Source organism: Acidimangrovimonas sediminis (assembly GCF_002871005.1).
GTDB lineage: Bacteria > Pseudomonadota > Alphaproteobacteria > Rhodobacterales > Rhodobacteraceae > Acidimangrovimonas > Acidimangrovimonas sediminis.
On record NZ_PHSN01000047.1, the window covers coordinates 1 to 20,946 of the forward strand.

Sequence of the window (20,946 nt, forward strand, 5' to 3'; positions counted from 1 at the left end):
CGTTCCGACGAGAGGCGCAAAGGCGGGCCAGGCACGGCCCGCCTTCTTCGCTCGGGCGACCGTCGAGTGGGTCGGTGATGAACTGCGATCATGACTGGCAGTGATCGGCAGGCATTAAGTGCGGCCTGTTCGTCGCCATATAGTGCAGCGAGGGAACGAGGAGGCATCGCGATGCGCCTGATCATGATCGGGGGCCTGACGGCGTCGTTGTTCTGCGCGGGCCAGATACCGGCGTAAACACCGATGCAGAAAGGAGTGGGAACGATTTCCATGCGGGTCACCCAGAGCGAGACGGTGTTGCCCGCCCGGCTGAGCGACACGGTGGCCGGGGACATCACCCTCTACGCGCCCCGGGGTAACCTCGCGATCTTCGTGAAGGAATTTCAGAGTTCCTCGGGCCTCGTGCCGCTTGGCAAATTCGACAGCCCTCTCGACGGCTGCCTGAAGGACGGGTCGGCGCGGATCGAGCGGGCGGAGTGACAGCAAGAAACGAAAGGACGGACGATGTTACTGCAAGAGACCTATACCCTTCCCAATGGCGTCGAGATCCCCAAGCTGGGCCTCGGCACCTGGATGATCGACGACGACAAGGTGGCTGATGCGGTCAAGGCCGCGGCCGAGATGGGCTATCGCCATATCGACACCGCCCAAGCCTATGGCAACGAGCGTGGCGTGGGCGAAGGCGTGCGCGACTGCGGCGTCGCCCGGGACGCGTTGTTCGTGACGACCAAGCTGGATGCCGGCATCAAGGATTACGAGGGCGCGAAGGCGGCGATCGATGGTTCGCTCGAAACGCTCGGGCTGGACGCGATCGACCTGATGATCATCCACAGCCCGCAGCCCTGGGGCGATTTCGGCGGCAAGGACCGCTATTTCGAAGGCAACCTCGCTGCCTGGAAGGCGCTGGAAGAGGCCTACGAGGTCGGCAAGCTGCGTGCCATCGGCGTGTCGAACTTCCAGAAGGAAGACCTCGCCAACCTGCTCGACAACGCCTCGGTCAAACCGATGCTGAACCAGATCCTCGCGCATGTCAGCAACACGCCGTTCGATCTTATCGACTATACCAAGTCCAACGGACTTCTGGTCGAGGCCTATTCGCCGGTGGGGCATGGCAAGATCCTCGACAATGCCGAGATCAAGGCGATGGCGCAGAAGTACGGCGTCAGTGTGCCTCAACTGTGCATCCGCTACGTGCTGCAACTCGGGCTGCTACCGCTGCCGAAGACAGCAAACCCCGACCACATGCGCAACAACGCCGACGTCGATTTCGAGATCTCGGATGCCGACATGGACGCGCTGAAGAACGCCAAGCCGATCGAGGATTACGGCGACGCCAGCGTCTTCCCCGTCTACAGCGGAAAGAACTGACGCCGCCCCCAGGCCTGCCCCCGCGCCGGGACTGGGGCGCAGCTTCGGATTTCGAACTGGCTTGGGCATTTGCCCGGGCCTTTCGTCTATGGACCCATGTTGTTTGCGAGGTCCTAGGCAAGCCGGCCCGGGCCCAGAGCAGGCCGTGGATCAGGTCCGACGCCCCAGCACCCATGTAAGGTACTACTCGGCTTTTCAGGTCCGGGTACATCGCCGAAAGGGCGGGGCCCGGGACTGGCTTCGCCGCCATCTATCAAGAAGAGGAGAGACTTATATGCCCCACGTCATCGTGAAGGCCCTGCCCAAGAGCGAAGAACAGAAAAAGCGCTTGGCCGAGGCCATCACCCGCAGCGTGACGGAAATCTTCGATTACGAGCGGGACCAGGTCTCTGTCGCGATCGAGGACGTGCCGCAGGAGCGCTGGAAAGAAGACGTTTACCTGCCGGAGATCGCGCAAGCTGATCCGTCCACGCTTTACAAGACGCCCGGCTACGAATTGTAGAGCGTCCACCTCGCAACATATTCCGTGGCTTCGAACTATACCGTCGCTGCGGCCGCCTGGGTTGCGGTGCAGCCCGTATAGGGGGTGACGGATTGGTAGGTTGCCCCGCTTTCGGAGGGCGTCGAGCGCCCTCCGATGAAGAGGGATTGCTCGGCGATGGTCGTCAATCGCTCCCCGTTCTCGTGTCGGATTTCCGGGTCAGGCAGAATGGGTCGCCGCGAAACGGCCGGCAATTTCTGCGATGCGAGCGCCGTAGAGGCGCGCTGTTTCAAGGTCGCCCACCGACATCTCCTCGGGGGCGGCGTCCGCGTCGGACTGCGCCATCGCACCGATGTAGGAGCCAATCCGGTTCGGATCGTCGCGCTTCGAGGCCTTCACGTTCGACGGCTTGATCGCGAGGCTCACCCAGATGCCGCCGTGCTGCCCCGCGAGCAGGACAAAGTATTGCAGCGTATTGAGTTTGTCGCCGTTCAGGGTCGCGCTGTTGGTGAAGCCGCCGAAAATCTTGTCCTTCCACTTCTCGGCGAACCAGGGTTTCGAGCTGTCGTCGGCGAACTTTTTGAACTGCCAGCTTGGGCCGCCCATGTAGGTCGGCGACCCGAAGACGATGGCATCCGCGGCAAGGAGGGTTTCCCAAGCGCTTTCGGGGATGTTGCCCTCGGAGTCGATTGCGATGAGCGTGCCCGCCGCCCCTTCCGCGACCGCCTCGGCGACGCGATGGGTGTGGCCGTAGCCTGAGTGGTAGACGATGGCGGTGGTGATGGTTTCCTGAGTCATATCGATATCCTGAGGTTTGAGGTTTGGTTGCCTTGAGATTGCACGCGGCCGGTAGATATGTGCCGGTCGGCTCACTGGCGGATCGGCAGAAGCGCGCGGAGGCGCCGGTCGCGCAGGCAAAGGCCGCCCCAGGCCAGCAGGCCCAGAAGCAGAGAGATGAGTTCCGGCGGCGATCCGATCTCGCCAAGCCGGACATGCGCGCAGATTGCCCCGCCCAGGAACCCCGTCGCGAGGATCGCACCGAGGAAAGCGGTTGCCGGGATGGCATAGAGGAGTGCGCAGGCGGCCATGATCGCGCCCAGAACCGGGGCGATGGCCGGGGTGAACCCCGCGTCCCGCAACATGCTCGCGGCCAGCTCCGGGACGAAGAATTGTACCGAAGCGTCCATGAGCAGCGCCGCGACGACCAGGGCGCTTGCGACCCGTCCGATCCAATGCTGGCGATGCGGCCTTCCTGTCTCCATCATGCTTGTCCTCGTCTGAAATGCCTTTCCGACCCCCTATCTATCGTGCCATATTGGGGTAATAAATTATGTCAAACTGAACGCATTGTTATTTTTATAAGAAACAGACAGAGACAGACCATGCACAATCTCGAGCATCTCCTGATCTTCATCCGGGTTGCCGAAATGCGCAGCTTCAGCCGCGCGGCCGAGAGCATGGGCATTCAGAAGGGACGCGCCTCGACCGTCGTGCGTCAGCTTGAGGAAGACCTTGGCGTCAGGCTTCTGCACCGGACGACGCGCAGTGTTCAGTTGACCGAAGACGGGAGAAGCTTTCAGGAACGCGCGCGGGAACTGCTGACCGATTTTGACGACCTTCAGTCGATGTTTGCGGAGGATGGCGTCGCGCTGCGGGGGCGCCTTCGGGTCGATCTGCCGACCGAACTGGCCCGTACGACGATTGTGCCGGCCTTGCCCGACTTCATGACCGCCTATCCCGAACTGGAATTGGAAATGTCGAGCACAGATCGACAGGTGGACCTGGTGGAGGAAGGGTTCGACTGCGTGTTGCGGCTCGGGCCGATCGGGGACGAGACGTTGATCGCCCGCCCGCTGGGCCGGCTGCGCATGGTGAACGCCGCCAGCCCCGCCTATCTCGCGCGGCACGGCACCCCTAGGGCGCTAGAGGATCTGCATCGGCAAGGCCACCGGGCGGTCCATTACGGCCGGACGCTCGGCGCCCGGCCGTATGGCTGGGAATACCCCACCGGCGAAGCTTACGCCACGTTGCCGCTGCCCGGCGCGCTGCATGTGAACAGCGTCCAGACCTACGAGGCCGCCGGTCTCGCCGGCCTCGGCCTGATCCAGGCCGCCTTCACGGGCATACACCGGCATCTGGAAAGCGGAGCCCTGGTCGAGATCCTGCCCGATCTCCGCCCCGAACCGCTCGACGTGTCCCTGGTCGTGGCGCATCGGCGGAACTTGTCGCGCCGCGTCCGCATCTTCATGAAATGGATCGAGGAGGTGCTAACGCCCTACCTCGAATGAGAATCCAGTCCGCGTCGCTTTCATAGAGGCGTTGCTGGTCCGTCGTCAGATGACTTGGGCTGCGATGGCCTGATCCTGCGTGGAGGGCTTCCCATCAGGAAAATGTTCGGCCAGCGCTCGGCGTATTTGCGGTTAAATTCGACCCAGCCTTCGGCGTTTTTGTCGGTATCGGGAAAGATCGCGGAGATGGGACATTCGATCTCGCAAACGCCGCAGTCGATGCATTCGTCAGGGTGGATCACCAGCATGTTTTCGCCCTCGTAGAAACAATCCACGGGGCAGACTTCGACGCAATCCATGTGTTTGCAGGCGATGCAGTCTTCAGTGACTACGTAGGTCATTGGGAAGCTTTCGTGGGATCCGCCCCCGCCGGAACGGAGGGGGCGAATAAGGGGGTCAGAAGAGGTTGGCTTCCGCGAATTCGTAATTCGCCAGGGTGTCGAGGAAATTCGTGACGTAATCGGGCCGGCGGTTGCGGAAGTCGAGGTAATAGCTGTGTTCCCACACATCGAGACCCAGAATGACCTTGCCCTCGCCCGTGGCGATCGGGTTCGTGCCATTGGCCGTCTTGGTCACCGCCAAGGTGCCGTCGGAGCGCTGGATCAACCAGGCCCAGCCCGACCCGAACTGCCCGACTGCCGCCGCCTTGAAGGCCTCCTTGAACTGTCCGACGGAACCGAAATCCGCGACCAGTTCCTCCTCGAGCCTGCCCGGCATCCTGCCGCCGGTCGGTGACAGGGCTTGCCAGAAATGAATGTGGTTCCAATGCTGTCCGGCGTTGTTGAGAACCGGCGCCATGTCGGGGTTGCCTGCCGAGATCCTGATGATTTCTTCGAGCGGCAGGCTTCGAAGGTGCGGATCGGACTCGACGAAACCATTCAGTGCGGTGACGTAGGCCTGGTGATGTTTGTCGTGGTGAAGTTCCAGCGTCTCTTGACACATGCCGCGTGCGGCGAGGGCCGAGTGGCCATAGTTCAGGTTTGGCAGTTCGAACGCCATGATGTCTGTCCTTCCAGATCGAAGCTTGCGCCTTGAAGCGCGACTCGCTAATTTAGCAAGCATATGCTTTGAAAAGTCCTGCGGGTAATATGTCAAGTCAATACTTGGAAAATGATGAGGGATCGCCGAAAACCCCTTCCGAGCGCGTTCTGATGACGCTGAAGATGTACGGGACGCTGACGGCCTCGGAGATAGGGCGCAGGTTGGGTATTTCGGGCGAGGCGGCGCGTCAGCAGCTTGTCCGGTTGGCGGAGAGCGGGATGGTCGCCGAGGAACGGCGCGCGGCCGGGCGTGGCCGGCCTGCAAGCTATTTTCAGCTGACCGGCAAGGGGCAGGCAAACTTTCCCGACACGCATGCGGCGCTTACCGTCGAGATCCTCGCAAGCGTCCGTGATGTGTTCGGGCCCGAAGCGCTCGACCGGATCATCGCCAAGCGCGAGCAAGGGACGGAGGAACTTTACCGACGGGAGCTGGCCTCTTTCCAAAGCCTGCGGGAGCGGGTCGACCGACTGGCCGAGCTGCGCAGCGCGGAGGGCTACATGGCAACGACCGAAGCCGCCGGAGAGGGCGACATCCTGCTGATCGAGAACCATTGTCCGATTTGCGCCGCCGCCAGCTTCTGCCAAGGCTTCTGTCGCTCCGAACTGGCCGTGTTCCAGCGGGTGCTGGGGCCGCAGGTCGAGATCGAGCGGGTGGAGCATGTCGTCGGCGGAGGGCGGCGCTGTTCCTACCTCATCCGGGAAGCCATCTGATGCCGATCGAACGGGAGCGGCTTATCCCGATCTGCGAAGCCGTGAGGCGGAGGGAGTCATTGGCGCCTCTGCATTTCCGCAAGGGGGAAGGAGGACTGCTTCGAACGAAATCTGGATGGACGGTGGCGATCTCGGCCCCGAACGCTTGATCTCTTTCATACCGTCCACATCGGGCGGAGGCTGGGCTTCTCGCTTTCCCAACGCGGATTGTACGGCGTGCCGGACTCTACCTATCCGGCACGCTGCATCGTCGGTGGCCCTGTCAGGTCCGGGGCCCGGGTAGCCACAGGCTTGCCAGTCCGGCGAGGACAATCAGACCGCCGACCAGCGGCACGGCTGTGTATCCCAGGCCCCATCCGATTGTCGCTCCGCCGACACCCGCACCGACAGCGTTGCCTAGGTTGAAGGCGGCGATGTTGAATGAGGCCGCAAGCCCTGGCGCGCCCTTGGCCGCGCGCATGGCACGGACCTGCAAGGCCGGGGTACAGGAGAAGGCCGCCACCGCCCAGAGCATGAAACCGATTACCGCGCCGGTCTTCGATGTCACCAGAAACGGCAGCAGGACAGTCGTTATTGCGAGGGCCAGCATTGCGATACGCCCGCCCTTTTCGATCGACCAATCGGCGAGGCGCCCCCCGATCCAGTTGCCTGCGGTCAGTCCCGTGCCGATCAGCGCCAGAACCAGAACGACGAAATTGTCGCCCGTCCCGGCCAGGATGTGCAGCAGCGGGGCGACGTAGGTGTAGACCACGAAGAAGCCGCCCGCGAATAGCACGGTTGCCGCAAAGGTCGCCGCCATGCCGGGGCGGAGGAGGGCGCGCAACTCGTCCCGGGCACGGGGGCGGGCGGCCCGCTCATCCCTCGGCAGTGCCAATGCCATCGCGAGGGTTGCCACGGCGCCAAGCCCGACCATGCCTGCGAAGGCCATCCGCCAGCCGACATGCGACCCGAGCCAGGCCGAGCCGGGAACACCACCGATATTGGCGATGCTCAGCCCCATGAACATGACGGCGACGGCGCTAGCCTGGCGCTCGGGTCGCACGAGACTGGTGGCCATCACCGCACCAAGGCCGAAGAACGCGCCTTGACAGAGGCTGGTGATCAGCCGCCCCGCGAGCAGCGTCCAGTAACCGGGCGCGATCGACGAGATGATGTTTCCGACCATGAAGATAGCCATCATCCCCAGAAGCGCGGCCTTCTTGTCGAAGCGGGTGAGAAACAGGGTCATCACGGGGGCGCTCAGCATCACGCCAACGGCGTAGGCGGTGACCAGCTGGCCCGCTGCAGGTATCGAGATGCCGGTGCCCGAGGCGATGGCCGGCAGCAGCCCCATCGGGGCGAACTCGGTCGTGCCGATGCTGAATGCGCCCATACCGAGGACTAGCAGGGGCAAGGTCGGGGATACGGGCGAGGCGGCGGTGGAGGAGGTTTGCACGTCGGTCGTCCTGTCTGGGGCAGTTCTGTCGGGGTTCGACAGCACGGTTTGGTGAGTAGCGAGAGCGGCAGGCCCACGCGTGGATCAGGTTGTGGCAGGTGGTCTTGCAGGGGCATACGACCCCGGGGCGGTATCGCGGGGCACGTGGCTCCGGGCCGGAAGCATCTGGCGGATATCCGATGTATTTCACGCAAGCCTAGCTTCGCCTTGACGGGGGCGTGTTCTCATTCAATGAGATGCCGACCGCCAGCATGCACCTGGATCAAGGTCTCGACGACGCTGCAGCAGGCTGGGCAGGAGGTGCCAGAGAAAACGTCGGTCGCGGCGAGACTACTCGCCGCGACCTTTTGCGTGCCTCTGAGCAGGCGCTTACCAGGGCTGGTTTGCGGGCCCGACGGTGAACTCATTGACCGTGGTGTCGGCGGGCAGTGACAGGGCAAAGGCCACGACGTCCGCGATCCGCTGGGGCGCGATGCCGAACTGGTCGTAAAGCGCCTTCATGCCGGCTGCTGTGTCCTCGTCACTGATCGTGCCCAGAAGCTCGGTATTGATGGCGGCGGGGTAGAGGGTCGCGGTGCGGATGTTGGTGCCCTCCATCGCGGATTCCATGCGCAGCACCTCCATGAAGTTCTTCACGAACCACTTGGTGCCGCCGTAGACCGCCGCGCCCGGGTAGGCCTTCAGCCCGGCGACCGAAGAGGTCGCGAGGATGTGGCCGGATTTCTGCCCAAGGAATTCGGGCATCACCGCCGCGACTCCGTTCAGCACACCCTTGATGTTGACGTCGACCATCTGGTCCCATTCGTCCGTCTTCAGCGCCGAGACCGGAGAGGAGGGCATCAGCCCGGCGTTCAGGAAGATCACGTCGACCTTGCCGAAGCTGTCCTTGGCCAGCTTCACGATCGCCGCGTTGTCCGCGGGGGCCGTGACGTCGAGCGCCTGGGCAATGGCCTCTCCGCCCGCCGCGGTGATCTCTTCCACGATACGGTCGAGCTTGTCGGTACGGCGGGCGCCCAGCACGACCTTGGCGCCGCGGGCGGCGAGGGTCTTGGCGGTGGCCTCGCCGATGCCGCTGGAGGCGCCGGTGATGATGACGACCTTTCCGGTGATGTTGTCGGTCATGTCCTTGTCCTTTCGTCTCTCATTGGAAATGCCCGGACCGCCCGCCGAAGCGGGGGAAGGCCCGGTCCTGTGCGTTGTTCTCAGTCGGCCCGTTCGATGCGGACGGGGCCGTCGTTCAGTTTCGCGACATCGCCTTCGGCGAAGCTGCCGAGCGGCACGAGGCCGCGAGAGCTCTCGAAGGGCTTCACGAAGATCGCGAGGTTGCCCCAGGGCGCATAAAGCGTGATGTCGCCCGTCGTCGGCGCATAGCTTGCGGGCGCGCCCGTGGTGTCGAGCTTGCGCGGCAGATCGGCGATCTTTTCGATCCCGTGGTAGTCGCGCAATGTCAGCTCGAGCGGCAGGAGCGATGCGAAGTCGCGGGCTGCCGGGCTGTCGTTCAGTGTCGCGGACAAGACGGTCTTTCCCGCGATTACGCGTATGCTGGTCATGGCGGCTCCTTCCGTTTGCCCCGTTTCGGCCCCGACAGGGATGGCGAACGCCGCGAGCGCAATCGCCGCGAGCATCGGCAGCGGGGGGGTGCGCATCACGGGCCTCCTTTCGTGGGGTGCCGCCAATATGCGCCCGGATGCCGAACAGGATTAGCCCCGGCGTCCCACTGCCACCCATGATCGGAATTCATCAATCCGGCGTCCTTGCGCAGTCATGCCCTGTGTGCACAATCGCTGGCTCCATGAGGCTGGCGCATATATCATGGGCGCATTCAACACCTCGGCCACGCCAAGGACGGGATTCCATGCTTCGTGAGAACATCAACGACCTGATCGCGCTGGCCGCCGTGGCCGAGGAGCGCAGCTTCACCCGCGCGGCCGCGCGGCTCAACGTCTCGCAATCGGCGCTGAGCCACACGATCAAGGGGCTTGAACAACGTCTCGGCCTGCGGCTGCTGACGCGCACCACACGCTCGGTCGCGCCGACGCTGGAGGGCGAGGATCTGCTTGCCACGCTCAACCCCTGCTTCGAGATGATCGAGAACCGCCTTCGCGCGCTGAACGACCACCGCGACCAGCCGACCGGCACGGTGCGGATCGTCGGCGTCGAATACGCGATCGAGTCGCTGCTCTGGCCCAAGCTCTCGCCGGTGCTCAAGCAATACCCCGCGGTCAACGTCGAGTTCGTGATGGATTACGGCTACACCGACCTTGCGCAGGCGCAGTGCGACGCCGGGGTCCGTTATGGCGATCAGGTGAGCGAGGGGATGATCGCGGTGCGGATCGGCCCGGACGAGCGGATGGCCTGCGTCGGTTCGCCCGAGTATTTCGCAAGCGCGGGCCGGCCCGAAACCCCGCAGGACCTGTCCGGCCACCGCTGCATCAACCTGCGGCTTTCGACCCATGGCGGGCTCTATGCATGGGAATTCGAGGACAAGGATGGTCACGAGATCAACGTCAAGGTGACCGGCCAGGCCTGTTTCAACACGGTCAATCCGGTGATGCGGGCGGCGGTGGATGGGCACGGCCTTGCGCTGATCCCCGAGCGGCTTGCGGCCGAGCATGTGGCGGCCGGCCGCCTGCAGGTCTGCCTTGCGGATTATTCTCCGTCCTTCCCCGGCTTTCACCTTTATTACCCCAGCCGCCAGCGCCCGTCTTCGGCGTTCGAGGTGGTGCTCGAGGCGCTGCGCGAGCGCGGGTGAAGGATTGATGAACCTCCCTCATGGGTGACTTGTTCATCCAGGGCATTAAGGTTTCGGTCCCGGGGCGCCATCTCTGTCGCGGCAACAGCCGACCGTTCTGGCCGGCAGGAGGGTGACGTGAAGATCGGCATTCTGGGATCGGGCCTGATGGGGGCCAAGCTGGGGCGGCTTTGGGCCGCCTGCGGGCACGACGTCACCTTTGCCTATGCGCGCAGCGCGGCAAAGCTGGCCCGGCTGGCGCAGGAGACCGGCGGAATGCACGGCTCCGTCGCCGAGGCGGTGGCGGGGGCCGATACGCTCCTGCTGGCCGTGCATTGGTCACGGGTCGACGACGTTCTGGAACAGGCGGGTGACATGGCCGGCAAGGTCGTGCTGACCTGCTGCGTGCCGCTGGACGAGACCGACACCGACCTCGTCGTCGGCACCACCACCTCGGGCGCCGAGGAACTGGCCCGGATGCGGCCCCGGGCGCGCTGGGTCTCGTGCTTCACCACCAGCCCGTCCGAAAGCTTCGCCCCGGTCTTTGCCCGCAAGGGCACGGATCCCGCGCCGCAGCTTCTGGTCTGTGGCGACGATGCCGAGGCCAAGGAGATCGCGGGCGGCCTGATCCGCGATATCGGGTTCGCGCCGCTGGACGCCGGGCCGCTGCGCAACGCCCGGTTCGTCGAACCGTTCGCGATGGTCACGGCCGAACTTGCCTATGGCCAGCCGGGCGGGCCGGCCCTGACCTACCGTTTCGAGAAACTGCGCGGCTGAGCCCGCGCCAAACCGAAGGAGAGAGACCATGAAAATCATCCGCTCCGGCACCGCGCCGTCGAACAAGGGTCCCGAGGACTGGTTCACCGGCACCGTTCGTGTCGACCCGCTGTTCGCCGCCGAAGAGCCGGGCCGCACCTCGGGCGCGCATGTCACCTTCGAGCCCGGCGCGCGCACGGCCTGGCACACGCACCCGGCGGGCCAGACCCTGATCGTCACCTTCGGCCGCGGCCGCGTCCAGCGCGAGGGCGGCCCGGTCGAGGAGATCCGCCAGGGCGACGTCGTCTGGTTCCCGGCGGGCGAAAAGCACTGGCACGGTGCCTCGCCCGAGACCGCGATGAGCCACATCGCGATTCAGGAAAGCATCGACGGCAGCCCCGTCACCTGGATGGAAAAGGTCGAGGACGCCGATTACAACGGCTGACCTTGTCCCATGAAACGAACCGCCGGGCCCCCGGGGCCCGGCGGTTTCTGTCCTGACGATCCCGGAGGCCACATGTCCCCGCGCCGCCCAGACATCATCTGTCACGTGGTTACCTCGCTCGACGGCCGGCGTCTGGCCGAGCGCAAGGGAGGCGCTGGAAGGCGGCACGTTCCGGCTGCGCCACCGCATCGAGGGCAGGTAACCGCATGACCTTTCGCCCGCAAACCGCGGCGCCGGCCGCGCCGCTCGTCCTGATCGCGCTGGCGACCTTCCTGGCCCTTGTCGTCTTCACGCAGCCCCTGACGACGCTGCAGGCGATGACCGCGGGGCTTGCGCTGACCCCGGGCCAGCAGGCCTGGATCATGAGCGGCATGCCGCTGGGCGCCGCCTGCGGATTGCTGACCGCCGGGGCGCTTGGCGACACGCTGGGCCGGCGTTGGACCTTTGCGGGCGGGCTCTGGCTGACGGCGCTGGCCTCGGTGGGCGCGGCGGCCGCGCCCGAGGGCTGGTTCCTTGTCGGGATGCGGGTCCTTCAGGGCCTCGGCGGCGCCGGGATCATGGCCTGCGGGCTGGGCCTGCTGGGCCAGATCTACGACGGCGCACCGCGCCGCCGCGCCACCGCGATCTGGGCGGCGGCCCTGGGTGGCGGGGTCGCGGCGGGGCCGATCCTCGCGGCGCTTCTTCTGCCGCTTGGCGGCTGGCGGGCCGATCACTGGCTGATCGCCGTTTCCTCCGCGGTGCTGGCCCTGCTGGCGCAACTGCGCCTGCCCGAAAGCCCGCGAACGGGCGAACGTGTCGACGTTCTGGGCAGCGTGCTGCTGATCCTCGGCCTCGGCTGCCTGCTGTCGGCCCTGACCGAGGCGCGGCTGGCATCGGGTGCGGTGGTCGCCATGCTGGTGGCGGCGGGGGCGCTGCTGCTGGGTCTCTTCGCGGTACGCGAAGTCCGGGTTGCCAACCCCATCCTGCAGCTGGGTATGTTCCGCGAGGCCGGCTTTGCCGGGGCGACACTCGCGGCCTTTGCGTCGGGCGCCGGGGTGCTGGCGCTGATGTCGATGGTGCCGACGCTCCTGGAACGCGGCCTCGGGATCGCCCCGCTCCGCGCCGCGGTGATCCTTCTGGCGTGGTCCGGCGTGACGGTTCTTGCCGCGCTCGCGGCCCACCGGTTGCCCGAGCGCATCACGTCGCGGCACAGGGTGATCGTCTCGCTCGCGGGCTGTGCGCTGGGTCAGGCGCTCATGCTCCTGGCCCACGACGGGGCAAGCTGGATCGCGGTCCTGCCGGGCCTCTTCGTCGCCGGCGTCTCGAACGGTGTGCTGAACGCGTCGCTGGGTCACGAGGCGATCCAGACCGTCGCCCCCGAACGGGCCGCCATGGGATCCGCCGCGAACAACACCGCCCGCTATCTCGGCTCTGCCCTCGGGATCGCGCTGATCTCGGTGCTGCTGGCCGGGAAGGAGGGGGCCGGGCTTTTCGCAGGCTGGCATGATGCCGTCTGGGCAAGCTCGGCCATCGGCCTCGTGGGCGTCGCGGCGATGTCGGCTCTTTCGGGACGGCGGGAGGGTGCTGTACAGTAGAGAGCATCCGTGATCGCTGGCGTCTGACGCCGCCTCGCATGCTCTCGCAAACTCGCGAGTTGAGTTGCATCGTTGAACATTCGCGCACACCCGTGACCGGCAATCTTTCCGAAAGGCTTCCGGACAAGGCGCCGAATAGGGTCTTCGCACTTGACGCCGAAGCGGACTAAAGGGCTTCGCGCCAGAGACGGGCATAGCTGCGGAAGACACTGTCCGGGGGACAGTGGGCCATCCTCGGCGTCCGTGCCAGTTTCTCGTGTGTGATTGATGACGGCTGTTTGGAAGCCAGCATGGCTGCACCTACTGAAGTGCCGGTCTGTGAACGCGTGCTGAGGATCTCGGACCCAGTTGCCACTCCCAGCATCTGCAGGTAGGGCGTGTTGCGCGCAAATGGCCCCTCGACGATCACCGGGCCGACAGAGCCTGCGAGATCGAGGCATTCTGCGGTCATCATCGCGAGATAGAAGGCTATTGCGGCGGCACGTGTGTCCGGGTTCAGACTCGACTCCGGTTCCGACCAGTGCATCCGCCGCCCCGCAAACGGCCCGCTTTCGGGCACCACGGCGGGCCAGAGCATCACTGGCTACGTCAGCGCAGCAGCAATGCCCTGAGGTGTCGTCCCGGCCGGCGCGCCAAGCGCCTCGTATTCCCGTCCGCCCATGAAGCGCGCCGAAGGCACAGGCGCGCCGAGGGCGTTGACATTGACCAGGGTGTCGCGGGCTTCGTCCAGGTTGCCGATATTCCTGCTCATGCGGCCGCCGATGGCCATTGCGATGACCCATGTCCCCGTTGAGACGACGGCGAAGGGTGCCTCATGACCTTTCAGATAGGGCAGCAGCGAAGCGTTGGAATCGTGAATGCCACAGTTCACCGGCGTCCCGGGCCACGGGCCGCCCATGTGCCCCTGACCTTCGATCCGGGCGAGGCCTACCAGTTCGACTGGAGCCACGAGATCGTGGTGATCGACGGGACGACGACCACCGTGAAGGTGGCGCACGTCCGCCTGCCCGGGTTTCTCCTGTGATCTCGCGCTTCTGGCCGAGGCCGGCGCCAGCCCGGTTGCGGTGCTGGAACGACGTTTCGGACCTGCCGTCAAAGGTGGCCTTGTGCGGATCGAGGAGGGCAGCCTGCGGTTCCGGCACGACGCGGTGCGCGAACACCTTTTGCATGCACTCGATGGCCTCCAGCGCCGGCTTCGAGGCTTCGAGGCTTCGAGGCTTCGGGGGCGGTGTCGGGGGTGTATTTCGTAAAGCGGGTCATCTTGTCGTCCTCTCAGGTGGTGTGGTTCCGATGAGAGGAAGGTGCGCCCGATCTGGCCCGCCCTGTAGCCGCAGCTTTCGACTATTGGTTATTCCCCGTTGGAATGGGCAATTGCGGCAGAGCGCGGGGTTCGGCCCTTCGTTCGGCGAAAGGCGGCCCCGAAGGCGCTTCGCGACCCATAGCCAAGGCGGGCGGCGACGCGGCCCACGCTTTCGCCCTGGCGCAGCAGATCCTCGGCCAGCTGCATCCGCCAGCCTTGCAGATAGGCCATCGGCGCCATGCCGATCCGCGACTGGAAGGCCGCCGCAAAGCTGGAACGCGACATGCCTGCCACGGCGGCCAGGGCAGAGACGGTCCAGTTGCGCTCGGGCTCTGCATGAAGCGCATCCAGCGCCGCCCCCAGCCGTGGATCGGCCAGCGCACCGATCCAGCCACCCCGTTGCGGGGCCGCGCTTTCACGCGCGGCAAAGGCGCGCAGAAGTTGGATCAGCAGCATGTCGGTCAGATGCCGGCGCATCAGTTCGGCCCCGAGCTCCGTCGTGTCGAACTCGGCGGCCATGATCTCCAGCGTGCGGCGAAGCGCGGGGGCCTCGGCCGTGGCCGCGGGGATCAGCATGAAGCGCGGCAAGGCCCCCAGCAGCAGCGCGCGGTGCTGCGCGCTGGCCGAGAAGCTGCCTGCGATCATCACGACCTCGTCGCCCCGGTGACGTCCCGTGCTGGCACCCCCGGCGAAGAGGCGACGCCCATCCTCGGCCGGCAGCGCGGGATCGCTGGCCAGCGCATAGGCTGGGCTCTCGGCCAGCAGGAAGACATCGCCTGCCGACAGGGGCTGCGGCGCCTCCCCCTCGCGCAGCATGAAGCAGCTGCCGCGCAGCACGGCGGCGAATTTCAGCGCCTCGCGCGCAGGAAAGCGAAAGGCCCAGTCGCCTGCCGCCTCGAACCGATGGGTTCGGGCGCTTTGCAGGTCGAGCAAGCGGAAGACGGAGCTGAGCGTGTCGGTCATCTTCGGACGATTGCGATACTAATTGAGACGCCAGGCTATCGAAGCGCCAACCCTTCGCCAATAGCTCTGTCCCCTGACCAGAAGGAGACGGGATATGGACGGGATCAACGGCAAGGTGGTGGCCCTGACCGGGGCAAGCAGTGGCATCGGCCGGGCAGTCGCGCTGGACCTTGCGGCACAGGGGGCGGCGCTGGTTCTGGCCGCGCGGCGGCGCGAGCGGCTGGAGGCGCTGGTGGCCGAGATTACCGCGGCCGGGGGCCGGGCGATCGCGATTGAAACCGATGTGCGCGACCGCGCCGCGGTGGGGGCGCTGGTCGAGGCGGCGATCGCCACCTATGGCCGGCTCGACGTGATGATCGCCAATGCCGGCGTCGGGCCGATCTCGCGGCTCGACAAGCTGCGCGAGGATGACTGGGAGGCGATGGTCGACGTGAATTTCAAGGGCGTGCTGCATTGCGTCGGCGCGGCCCTGCCGGTGTTCCGCTCACAGGGCGACGGGCATTTCATCGCCACCGTCTCGACCGCCGGGCTGAAGGTGCTGCCCACGATGGCGGTCTATGCCGCGACGAAGAACGCGGTACGCACGCTGATGGAGGGGCTGCGGCAGGAGGCCGGGCCGGATCTGCGTGTGACCGAGGTCTCGCCCGGCTACGTCGGCACCGAATTCGGCGATGGCATCACCGACCCCGAGGTGCTGTCCGCGGTTCCCGAGGCGATGAAGTCGATGGCGCTGCCGCCCGAGTCGGTGGCCCGCGCCATCCGCTTCGCGATCGCCCAGCCGCGCGAGGTCGATATCGGTTCCATCGTCGTCCGGCCGACCGCGCAGGGGTGAAAAACCCGCCGGAGCGGCTCAGGCGGGGAGCAGCGCCGTCACCGCCCCGGTGCCGCGCTGCACGGCAGAGCGGGCCTCGACCGCCGCATACCAGCGGCGGATATTGGCATAGGGATCAAGGCTGACCATCGCGAACTCCCGCCGCCAGAGCCAGCCGAAATGGGTGATGTCGGCGACGGTGTAATCCTCGCCGGCGACGAAACGGCGCTGGCCGAGGATCCCATCGAGGAGGGTCAATGTTCGCGCCGTCTCGGCCTCGAACAGCGAGATGGCGGCGGGTAGCCGGTCTTCCGCCCGGCGGAAATTGCCAAGCTGGCCAAGCGCCGGACTGATGCCGGTCAGGTGAAACAGCATCTGCTCGATCACTCGCGCGCGGTCGAAGGCATCCGTGGGGATCAGCTTCCCGGTCTTCTCGGCGAGATAGAGCAGGATCGCGCCGGACTCCGTCAGGGTGAAGGGCGCGCCATCCGGCCCCTCGTTGTCGATCAGCACCGGCACCTTGCCATTGGGATTGCGGGCGAGGTGCTCGGGCGATTTCTGCGCGCCCTTGCGAAGGTTCACGGCATGCAGGCGATAGTCAAGCCCCATCTCCTCCAACGCGATGGGGATGCGGACGGAGTTCGGGGTGGAGAAGGCGTAAAGATCAAGCATGGGCCGGGTTTCCTGGTGCTGTGAAGGGCGGGGCGTCGGGGTCGGCGCCCGTTTGCAACTCCTTTCTCGCCTCGCCGGCCGGATGCTGGTGGCCGGAGCTTTGGGATAGAGCTTATTCCACGGAGGAATGGCGATGCAGCGTTTCGCGGCGATGGAATGCTTGGTGCGGGTGATCGAGGCGGGCTCCTTCTCGGGGGCTGCCGGATGCTCAGGGTCGCCCAGCCCGCCGTGTCGAAGACTGTCGCACAGCTTGAGGAGCATCTGGGCGTGCGGCTTCTGCTGCGCTCGACCCACGGGCTGATCGCGACCGAGGCGGGGCGCAACTACTACGACCGCCCCCGCCGCGCGCTGGAGGAGGCCGAGCTTGCCGCGCGCGGCGCGGGCACCGCATTGACCGACAGGCTTCGGATCTCGGCCGCGCCCACTTTCGCACGGATCCATGTCATGCCGCATCTGGGCAGCTTCCTGCGCCATCACCCGGCGCTGGAGATCGACGTGATCCTCGACGATCGCAACATCGACCTGATCGCGGAAGGTGTCGACGTGGCCCTGCGGATGGGGCAGCTGCCGGAAACTCTCCGGCGATCGGGGAGGTGCTCAGCTGCACGCGGGGCGGTCAGGGCAACGCACCGGAGGGCGGGTTGCGGCGCGGGGGCGGTCACGTGCTCGTCAAGGAACCGAGGTTTGCAGCGGCCTGTTTGATCAAAGGGATGCGGCGAGGCCCCGCATCCATCCATTCAAGCCTGCGGGAAAAGGGTGAAGCGCATGTCCGATGACCTCCGGCCGCGACGTTCCGGCACGTATTCTTCGGCGACGTCCGTGCTGAAGCGGGGCTACCGGCCGATCGGGGATTACGCGCTGATCGGGGACACGCGCACCGCCGCGCTTGTCGCGCTGGACGGGTCCATCGACTGGTTCTGCGGCCCGGATTTCGACGGTAATGCCGTGTTCTCGCGCCTGATCGACCAGTATCGGGGCGGATATTTCGAGGTGTCGCTGGCCGGGGACGACCCGGCGCCGGACGCCACGCCCACGCGCCGCTACGATCCGGATGCCCCGGTACTGACCACGCGGCACGCCTGTGATGGCAATTGCGTCGAGGTGACGGACTTCATGATCCTGCCCGGCGACCTCGACGAGGCCGGGAGCTTCGGGCGCACCATCGTTCGGCTGATCGAGGGGATCGAGGGGCGATCGCGTCTGCGCGTGGCCCTGACGCCGCGCGGGGAATACGGTGCCGAGATCCCAAAGCTCGACCGCGACGGGACGGGCCGCTGGTGGTTTCGCCACGATGGGGACGTGGTGGTGATCGACGCGAGCATGGAGCTTTCGCACATCCGGCGGGGGCATCTCGAGACCGAGATCGATGTCGCCGCGGGCGAGCGCCATTACGTGACCCTGTCGGTGACCCAGGGCGGTGAGGGCTATGTCTCGAACCTGGACGAGGCCTGGCGCAGCCTAGACGATACCCGCGCCGGCTGGGCCGCCAAGCGGCTGGGCGAGCGCTACGATGGGCCCTTCGCGGCCGAGATGAAGGCCAGCCTGATGACGCTGTCGCTGTTGGTGCATGCGCCGACGGGGGCGGTCATCGCGGCGCCCACCATGGGCCTGCCCGAGGATTTCGGCGGCATCCGCAATTATGACTACCGCTATTGCTGGCTGCGCGATTCCTACTTCGTGCTCAACGCCTTCCTCGACCAGGGCATGACGGATCAGGCCGGCGCGTTCTTTCGCTGGCTGATGGCCGCAAGCCGATCCTCGGCCCCGCTGCTCGAGACGCTCTATACCGTGCACCGCGACAGCGACATCGGGCTGGTCAACCTGCGCACGGCCGAGGGCTATCGCGGATCCGCGCCGGTGCAGCTTGGCAACGGGGCCGCCACGCAGCTGCAACTCGACGCCTACGGGTCGATCCTGATGACGGCGCGGTCCTACGTCGCGAAGGGCGGTCGGCTGCATCCGGGCGAGGCCCTGCGCATGGTGCGCTTCGGCGAGGTCGTGCTGGACCAGTGGACCCTTCCCGACAACGGCATCTGGGAAATGCCGGATCCGCGCCTGCACCACACCTATTCCAAGGCGATGTGCTGGGCCGCGCTCGATTGCCTCATGGATCTGGGCGAAATGGGCGCGATCGACGACGACCTGAGCCGCTTCCGCGCCGACCGCGACCGGATCCGAGAGCTGGTGCTGACGCGTGCCTGGAACGACGAGATCGGCGCCTTCGCCGGGGCGCTGGGGGCGGATTGGCTGGATGCCGCGGTGCTTTTGATGCCGCGCATGGGGATGATCGAGGCGGATGACCCGCGCATGGTCGCGACCTATCAGAAGATCCGCGAGCGGCTGGGCAACGGCGCGCATCTGAGGCGCTATGCCGACGGTGTCGACGGCCTTGAGGGGCGCGAGGCGACGTTCAACGTCTGCGGTTTCTGGGCCGCCGATTACCTGATCCGCGCGGGGCGCGTCGACGAGGCGGAGGCGCAGATCCGCGACATGCTGGTCGGGGCCAACGACCTTGGCCTGATGTCCGAGGAATACGATCCCGAGGTTGGCCTGCAACTTGGAAATTTCCCGCAGGGCCTGTCGCATGCCGGGATGATCGCCGCGAGCTCGGCGCTGGCCGAAGCGCGGCGCGGTCAGGCGAACGAGGGGAAGGATACCCGGGCGGGGTAGGGCGCCGGGCAGGGGGCGCAGATGTCGCGCCCCTCCGGTCGATGCGCGCTGGGGCGGGCACGGCCGCGGGGCGCGGCACGATTGCGCCGCCGGGTCGGGGCGTTGGGTCGGGGCGTTGGGTCCGGCGGTCAGATCCAGTAGCGTGGCCACTTCTCCGCGCCGCGCGCATTGTTCACGGCATAGGCGATCAGTACCAGCGCGACGGCGCCCGCCAGCACCGGGGTGATCAGGAAGGTCCATGGCAGGACGTGCCCCTTGAGCATGATCACCAGCGGATCGGCCCCCGCCGGCGCATGCAGCGTGCGCGTCACTTGCATCAGGACGATCGCCACCGCGACCACCAGCGCCATCAGTACCGCGGCCTGGGGTGCGAACAGGTGCATCGCCGCAAGCCCCACGCCGGAGGCCAGGAGATGCCCACCGACGACGTTGCGCGGCTGGGCAAGCGGCGTGTCCGGCGTGGCAAACAGCAGAAGGCACGTCGCCCCGAAGGACGCCATCAGCAGGTCGACCCCGGCGTGGTGGGCAAGCGCGCCGAGAAGGGAGAGCCCGACGAAGCTTCCGATCGCTGCCGCGGCGATCTTGCGCAGGCCCGGCCGATCCGGCAGCCCGTGGGGATGCCGGTGCCGGTGAAGCCATTGGTCGAGCATTGCGGTCTCCGTTCCGCCGGCCCCGGGATCAACCTCGCCGCCCCCGTGTCAGCGCAAAGGCCCCGAGGGCGACCACCGCCGCGGTGGCAAGCGTCGCGCCGCCGACAAGCCGCGATCCGCCATGCTCGCTGGTCCAGATCGCGGCGGAGCTTTCGCTGGCCTCGTCGCCGAACCGGCCTTCGGCGGCCCAGTCACCCTCCACCGTCTCGAACAGGTTGTCGGGGCGGGTCGGATCCTCGGGCTCGTCCGTCTGCTGGCCGGAATAGCCGGTGCGCGCCAGGTACTTGTCGCCTGCGGCGGGCGACATCTTCTCGGACATGATCGCCTTGACAGACGAGAAGCCCAGCCAGAATTCGCGCTTGGGGTGAAACGCGGCATGGTGGATGCCGTTGGCGATCAGCTCGGGGTCGAACACCGGGGCGACGGGGCGGGGCCGGTGCGGCATCTTGTTGCGCGCCCAGTCGAATTGCGGCGTGTTCACCGCGGGCAGGTGGCAGACCGTGATCTTGACGTCCGACTTGTCGTGCAAAAGCTCGGTGCGCAGGCTGTCTGTGAACCCCACGATCGCCGCCTTGGCTGCGCAATAGGCCGATTGCAACGGCACCGCGCGATAGGCCAGCGCGGAACCGGTCTGCACGATGGTGCCGCGCCCCCGCCGGTTGAACCGCTTGAGCGCCGAGAGCGTGCCGTTCACCGTGCCGAGATAGGTCACCTCGGTCACGCGGCGGTATTCCTCGGCCGTCATCTTGCCGACGGGCGAGATCACCGTGACCATCGCCACGTTGATCCAGATGTCGATGGGACCAAAGGCCTTCTCGGCCTCCTCCGCCGCGGTCTCGACCGCATCGGCATCGGCGACGTCCAGCGCCATGACCAGCGCTTTGCCCCCGGCCTTGCGGATTTCCCCGGCGGCGTCTTCCAGCCGTTTCCTGTTGCGGGCGATCAGGGTCACGTTGTTGCCCGGCGTGCCGAAGCGGCGTGCGACCGCCCGGCCGACGCCGGCCGAAGCCCCGGTGATCACGACGTTGGTCATTCTCGTCTCCTCTCTTGC

General features: G+C 66.3%; 23 protein-coding genes and 2 pseudogenes. 13 read left to right on the top strand and 12 right to left on the bottom strand.

All coding sequences use genetic code 11. The features are described from left to right. Positions 1–270 precede the first annotated feature (270 nt). From CVV76_RS23295 to CVV76_RS23305, 3 genes are all read left to right on the top strand, one after another. On the top strand, positions 271–480 hold the full coding sequence (locus CVV76_RS23295; protein WP_102227083.1) for a cyclophilin-like fold protein: 210 nt from the start codon (positions 271–273) through the stop codon (positions 478–480). A gap of 24 nt (positions 481–504) precedes the next feature. After that, positions 505–1,368, top strand: coding sequence for an aldo/keto reductase (locus CVV76_RS23300; RefSeq protein ID WP_102227084.1), 864 nt, complete (start codon positions 505–507; stop codon positions 1,366–1,368). Between the two features lie 274 nt (positions 1,369–1,642). Then, positions 1,643–1,870 (top strand): tautomerase family protein, encoded by a 228-nt coding sequence (locus tag CVV76_RS23305; protein WP_102227085.1) that lies wholly within the window; start codon positions 1,643–1,645, stop codon positions 1,868–1,870. Between the two features lie 198 nt (positions 1,871–2,068). On the opposite strand, the gene CVV76_RS23310 is transcribed toward CVV76_RS23305, so the two are convergent. Then, a complete protein-coding gene (locus CVV76_RS23310; RefSeq protein WP_102227086.1) occupies positions 2,069–2,647 on the bottom strand; it encodes a flavodoxin family protein in 579 nt (192 codons plus the stop codon). Between the two features lie 71 nt (positions 2,648–2,718). After that, positions 2,719–3,111, bottom strand: coding sequence for a DoxX family protein (locus tag CVV76_RS23315; RefSeq protein WP_199178694.1), 393 nt, complete (start codon positions 3,109–3,111; stop codon positions 2,719–2,721). 120 nt (positions 3,112–3,231) lie between these two features. Here CVV76_RS23315 and CVV76_RS23320 point away from each other — a divergent pair, with 120 nt between their 5' ends. Then, entirely contained in the window at positions 3,232–4,137 is a 906-nt protein-coding gene (locus CVV76_RS23320; protein ID WP_102227088.1) for a LysR family transcriptional regulator, read from the top strand. Between the two features lie 83 nt (positions 4,138–4,220). On the opposite strand, the pseudogene fdxA reads toward CVV76_RS23320, so the two are convergent. Together fdxA and CVV76_RS23330 are read right to left on the bottom strand one after the other, a co-directional pair. Then, a pseudogene (fdxA, locus tag CVV76_RS23325) lies at positions 4,221–4,478 on the bottom strand (ferredoxin FdxA); the annotation flags it as partial. Between the two features lie 55 nt (positions 4,479–4,533). Then, a complete protein-coding gene (locus CVV76_RS23330) occupies positions 4,534–5,136 on the bottom strand; it encodes a superoxide dismutase (RefSeq protein ID WP_102227090.1) in 603 nt (200 codons plus the stop codon). A 152-nt stretch (positions 5,137–5,288) separates the two neighbouring features. On the opposite strand from CVV76_RS23330, the gene CVV76_RS23335 reads away from it, so the two are divergent. Beyond that, on the top strand, positions 5,289–5,888 hold the full coding sequence (locus tag CVV76_RS23335) for a helix-turn-helix transcriptional regulator (RefSeq protein ID WP_102227091.1): 600 nt from the start codon (positions 5,289–5,291) through the stop codon (positions 5,886–5,888). A gap of 262 nt (positions 5,889–6,150) precedes the next feature. On the opposite strand, the gene CVV76_RS23340 is transcribed toward CVV76_RS23335, so the two are convergent. The 3 genes from CVV76_RS23340 to CVV76_RS23350 all read right to left on the bottom strand — a co-directional run bounded on the left by CVV76_RS23340 (position 6,151) and on the right by CVV76_RS23350 (position 8,873). After that, a complete protein-coding gene (locus CVV76_RS23340) occupies positions 6,151–7,323 on the bottom strand; it encodes an MFS transporter (protein ID WP_233193129.1) in 1,173 nt (390 codons plus the stop codon). A gap of 369 nt (positions 7,324–7,692) precedes the next feature. Further along, positions 7,693–8,445: an SDR family oxidoreductase gene (locus CVV76_RS23345; RefSeq protein ID WP_102227093.1), complete on the bottom strand. Its 753-nt coding sequence runs from the start codon at positions 8,443–8,445 to the stop codon at positions 7,693–7,695. Between the two features lie 80 nt (positions 8,446–8,525). Further along, positions 8,526–8,873 carry a cyclophilin-like fold protein gene (locus CVV76_RS23350; RefSeq protein ID WP_102227111.1) on the bottom strand — a complete coding sequence of 116 codons (348 nt, stop codon included), beginning with the start codon at positions 8,871–8,873 and terminating at the stop codon, positions 8,526–8,528. Positions 8,874–9,178: 305 nt separating this feature from the next. Here CVV76_RS23350 and CVV76_RS23355 point away from each other — a divergent pair, with 305 nt between their 5' ends. From CVV76_RS23355 to CVV76_RS23370, 4 genes are all read left to right on the top strand, one after another. Next, the gene (locus CVV76_RS23355; RefSeq protein ID WP_102227094.1) at positions 9,179–10,075 is read left to right on the top strand and encodes a LysR family transcriptional regulator; all 897 of its coding nucleotides are present in this window, start codon (positions 9,179–9,181) and stop codon (positions 10,073–10,075) included. A 117-nt stretch (positions 10,076–10,192) separates the two neighbouring features. Then, a complete protein-coding gene (locus CVV76_RS23360; RefSeq protein WP_102227095.1) occupies positions 10,193–10,831 on the top strand; it encodes an NADPH-dependent F420 reductase in 639 nt (212 codons plus the stop codon). Positions 10,832–10,859: 28 nt separating this feature from the next. Further along, complete coding sequence (locus tag CVV76_RS23365) at positions 10,860–11,255, top strand: (R)-mandelonitrile lyase (RefSeq protein ID WP_102227096.1); 396 nt, start codon at positions 10,860–10,862, stop codon at positions 11,253–11,255. Between the two features lie 206 nt (positions 11,256–11,461). Beyond that, the gene (locus CVV76_RS23370; RefSeq protein ID WP_102227097.1) at positions 11,462–12,829 is read left to right on the top strand and encodes an MFS transporter; all 1,368 of its coding nucleotides are present in this window, start codon (positions 11,462–11,464) and stop codon (positions 12,827–12,829) included. A gap of 166 nt (positions 12,830–12,995) precedes the next feature. Here CVV76_RS23370 and CVV76_RS25650 read toward each other — a convergent pair. After that, positions 12,996–13,727: pseudogene (locus CVV76_RS25650) on the bottom strand (hypothetical protein). Between CVV76_RS25650 and CVV76_RS25625 the strand changes: the two are divergent. Continuing rightward, complete coding sequence (locus CVV76_RS25625) at positions 13,728–13,853, top strand: hypothetical protein (RefSeq protein ID WP_269844501.1); 126 nt, start codon at positions 13,728–13,730, stop codon at positions 13,851–13,853. 324 nt (positions 13,854–14,177) lie between these two features. Here CVV76_RS25625 and CVV76_RS23385 read toward each other — a convergent pair whose 3' ends face one another. Then, positions 14,178–15,092, bottom strand: coding sequence for an AraC family transcriptional regulator (locus CVV76_RS23385; protein ID WP_102227100.1), 915 nt, complete (start codon positions 15,090–15,092; stop codon positions 14,178–14,180). Positions 15,093–15,186: 94 nt separating this feature from the next. Between CVV76_RS23385 and CVV76_RS23390 the strand changes: the two genes are divergently transcribed. After that, complete coding sequence (locus CVV76_RS23390) at positions 15,187–15,924, top strand: SDR family oxidoreductase (RefSeq protein ID WP_102227101.1); 738 nt, start codon at positions 15,187–15,189, stop codon at positions 15,922–15,924. An 18-nt stretch (positions 15,925–15,942) separates the two neighbouring features. Here CVV76_RS23390 and CVV76_RS23395 read toward each other — a convergent pair whose 3' ends face one another. Next, on the bottom strand, positions 15,943–16,575 hold the full coding sequence (locus CVV76_RS23395) for a glutathione S-transferase family protein (RefSeq protein ID WP_102227102.1): 633 nt from the start codon (positions 16,573–16,575) through the stop codon (positions 15,943–15,945). Positions 16,576–16,779: 204 nt separating this feature from the next. Between CVV76_RS23395 and CVV76_RS23400 the strand changes: the two genes are divergently transcribed. Beyond that, positions 16,780–17,277, top strand: coding sequence for a LysR family transcriptional regulator (locus CVV76_RS23400; protein ID WP_199178696.1), 498 nt, complete (start codon positions 16,780–16,782; stop codon positions 17,275–17,277). 63 nt (positions 17,278–17,340) lie between these two features. Continuing rightward, positions 17,341–19,245, top strand: coding sequence for a glycoside hydrolase family 15 protein (locus CVV76_RS23405; RefSeq protein ID WP_102227103.1), 1,905 nt, complete (start codon positions 17,341–17,343; stop codon positions 19,243–19,245). Between the two features lie 128 nt (positions 19,246–19,373). On the opposite strand, the gene CVV76_RS23410 is transcribed toward CVV76_RS23405, so the two are convergent. Further along, a complete protein-coding gene (locus CVV76_RS23410; protein ID WP_102227104.1) occupies positions 19,374–19,895 on the bottom strand; it encodes an HPP family protein in 522 nt (173 codons plus the stop codon). A 28-nt stretch (positions 19,896–19,923) separates the two neighbouring features. Continuing rightward, positions 19,924–20,928: an SDR family oxidoreductase gene (locus tag CVV76_RS23415; protein ID WP_102227105.1), complete on the bottom strand. Its 1,005-nt coding sequence runs from the start codon at positions 20,926–20,928 to the stop codon at positions 19,924–19,926. Positions 20,929–20,946 lie beyond the last annotated feature (18 nt).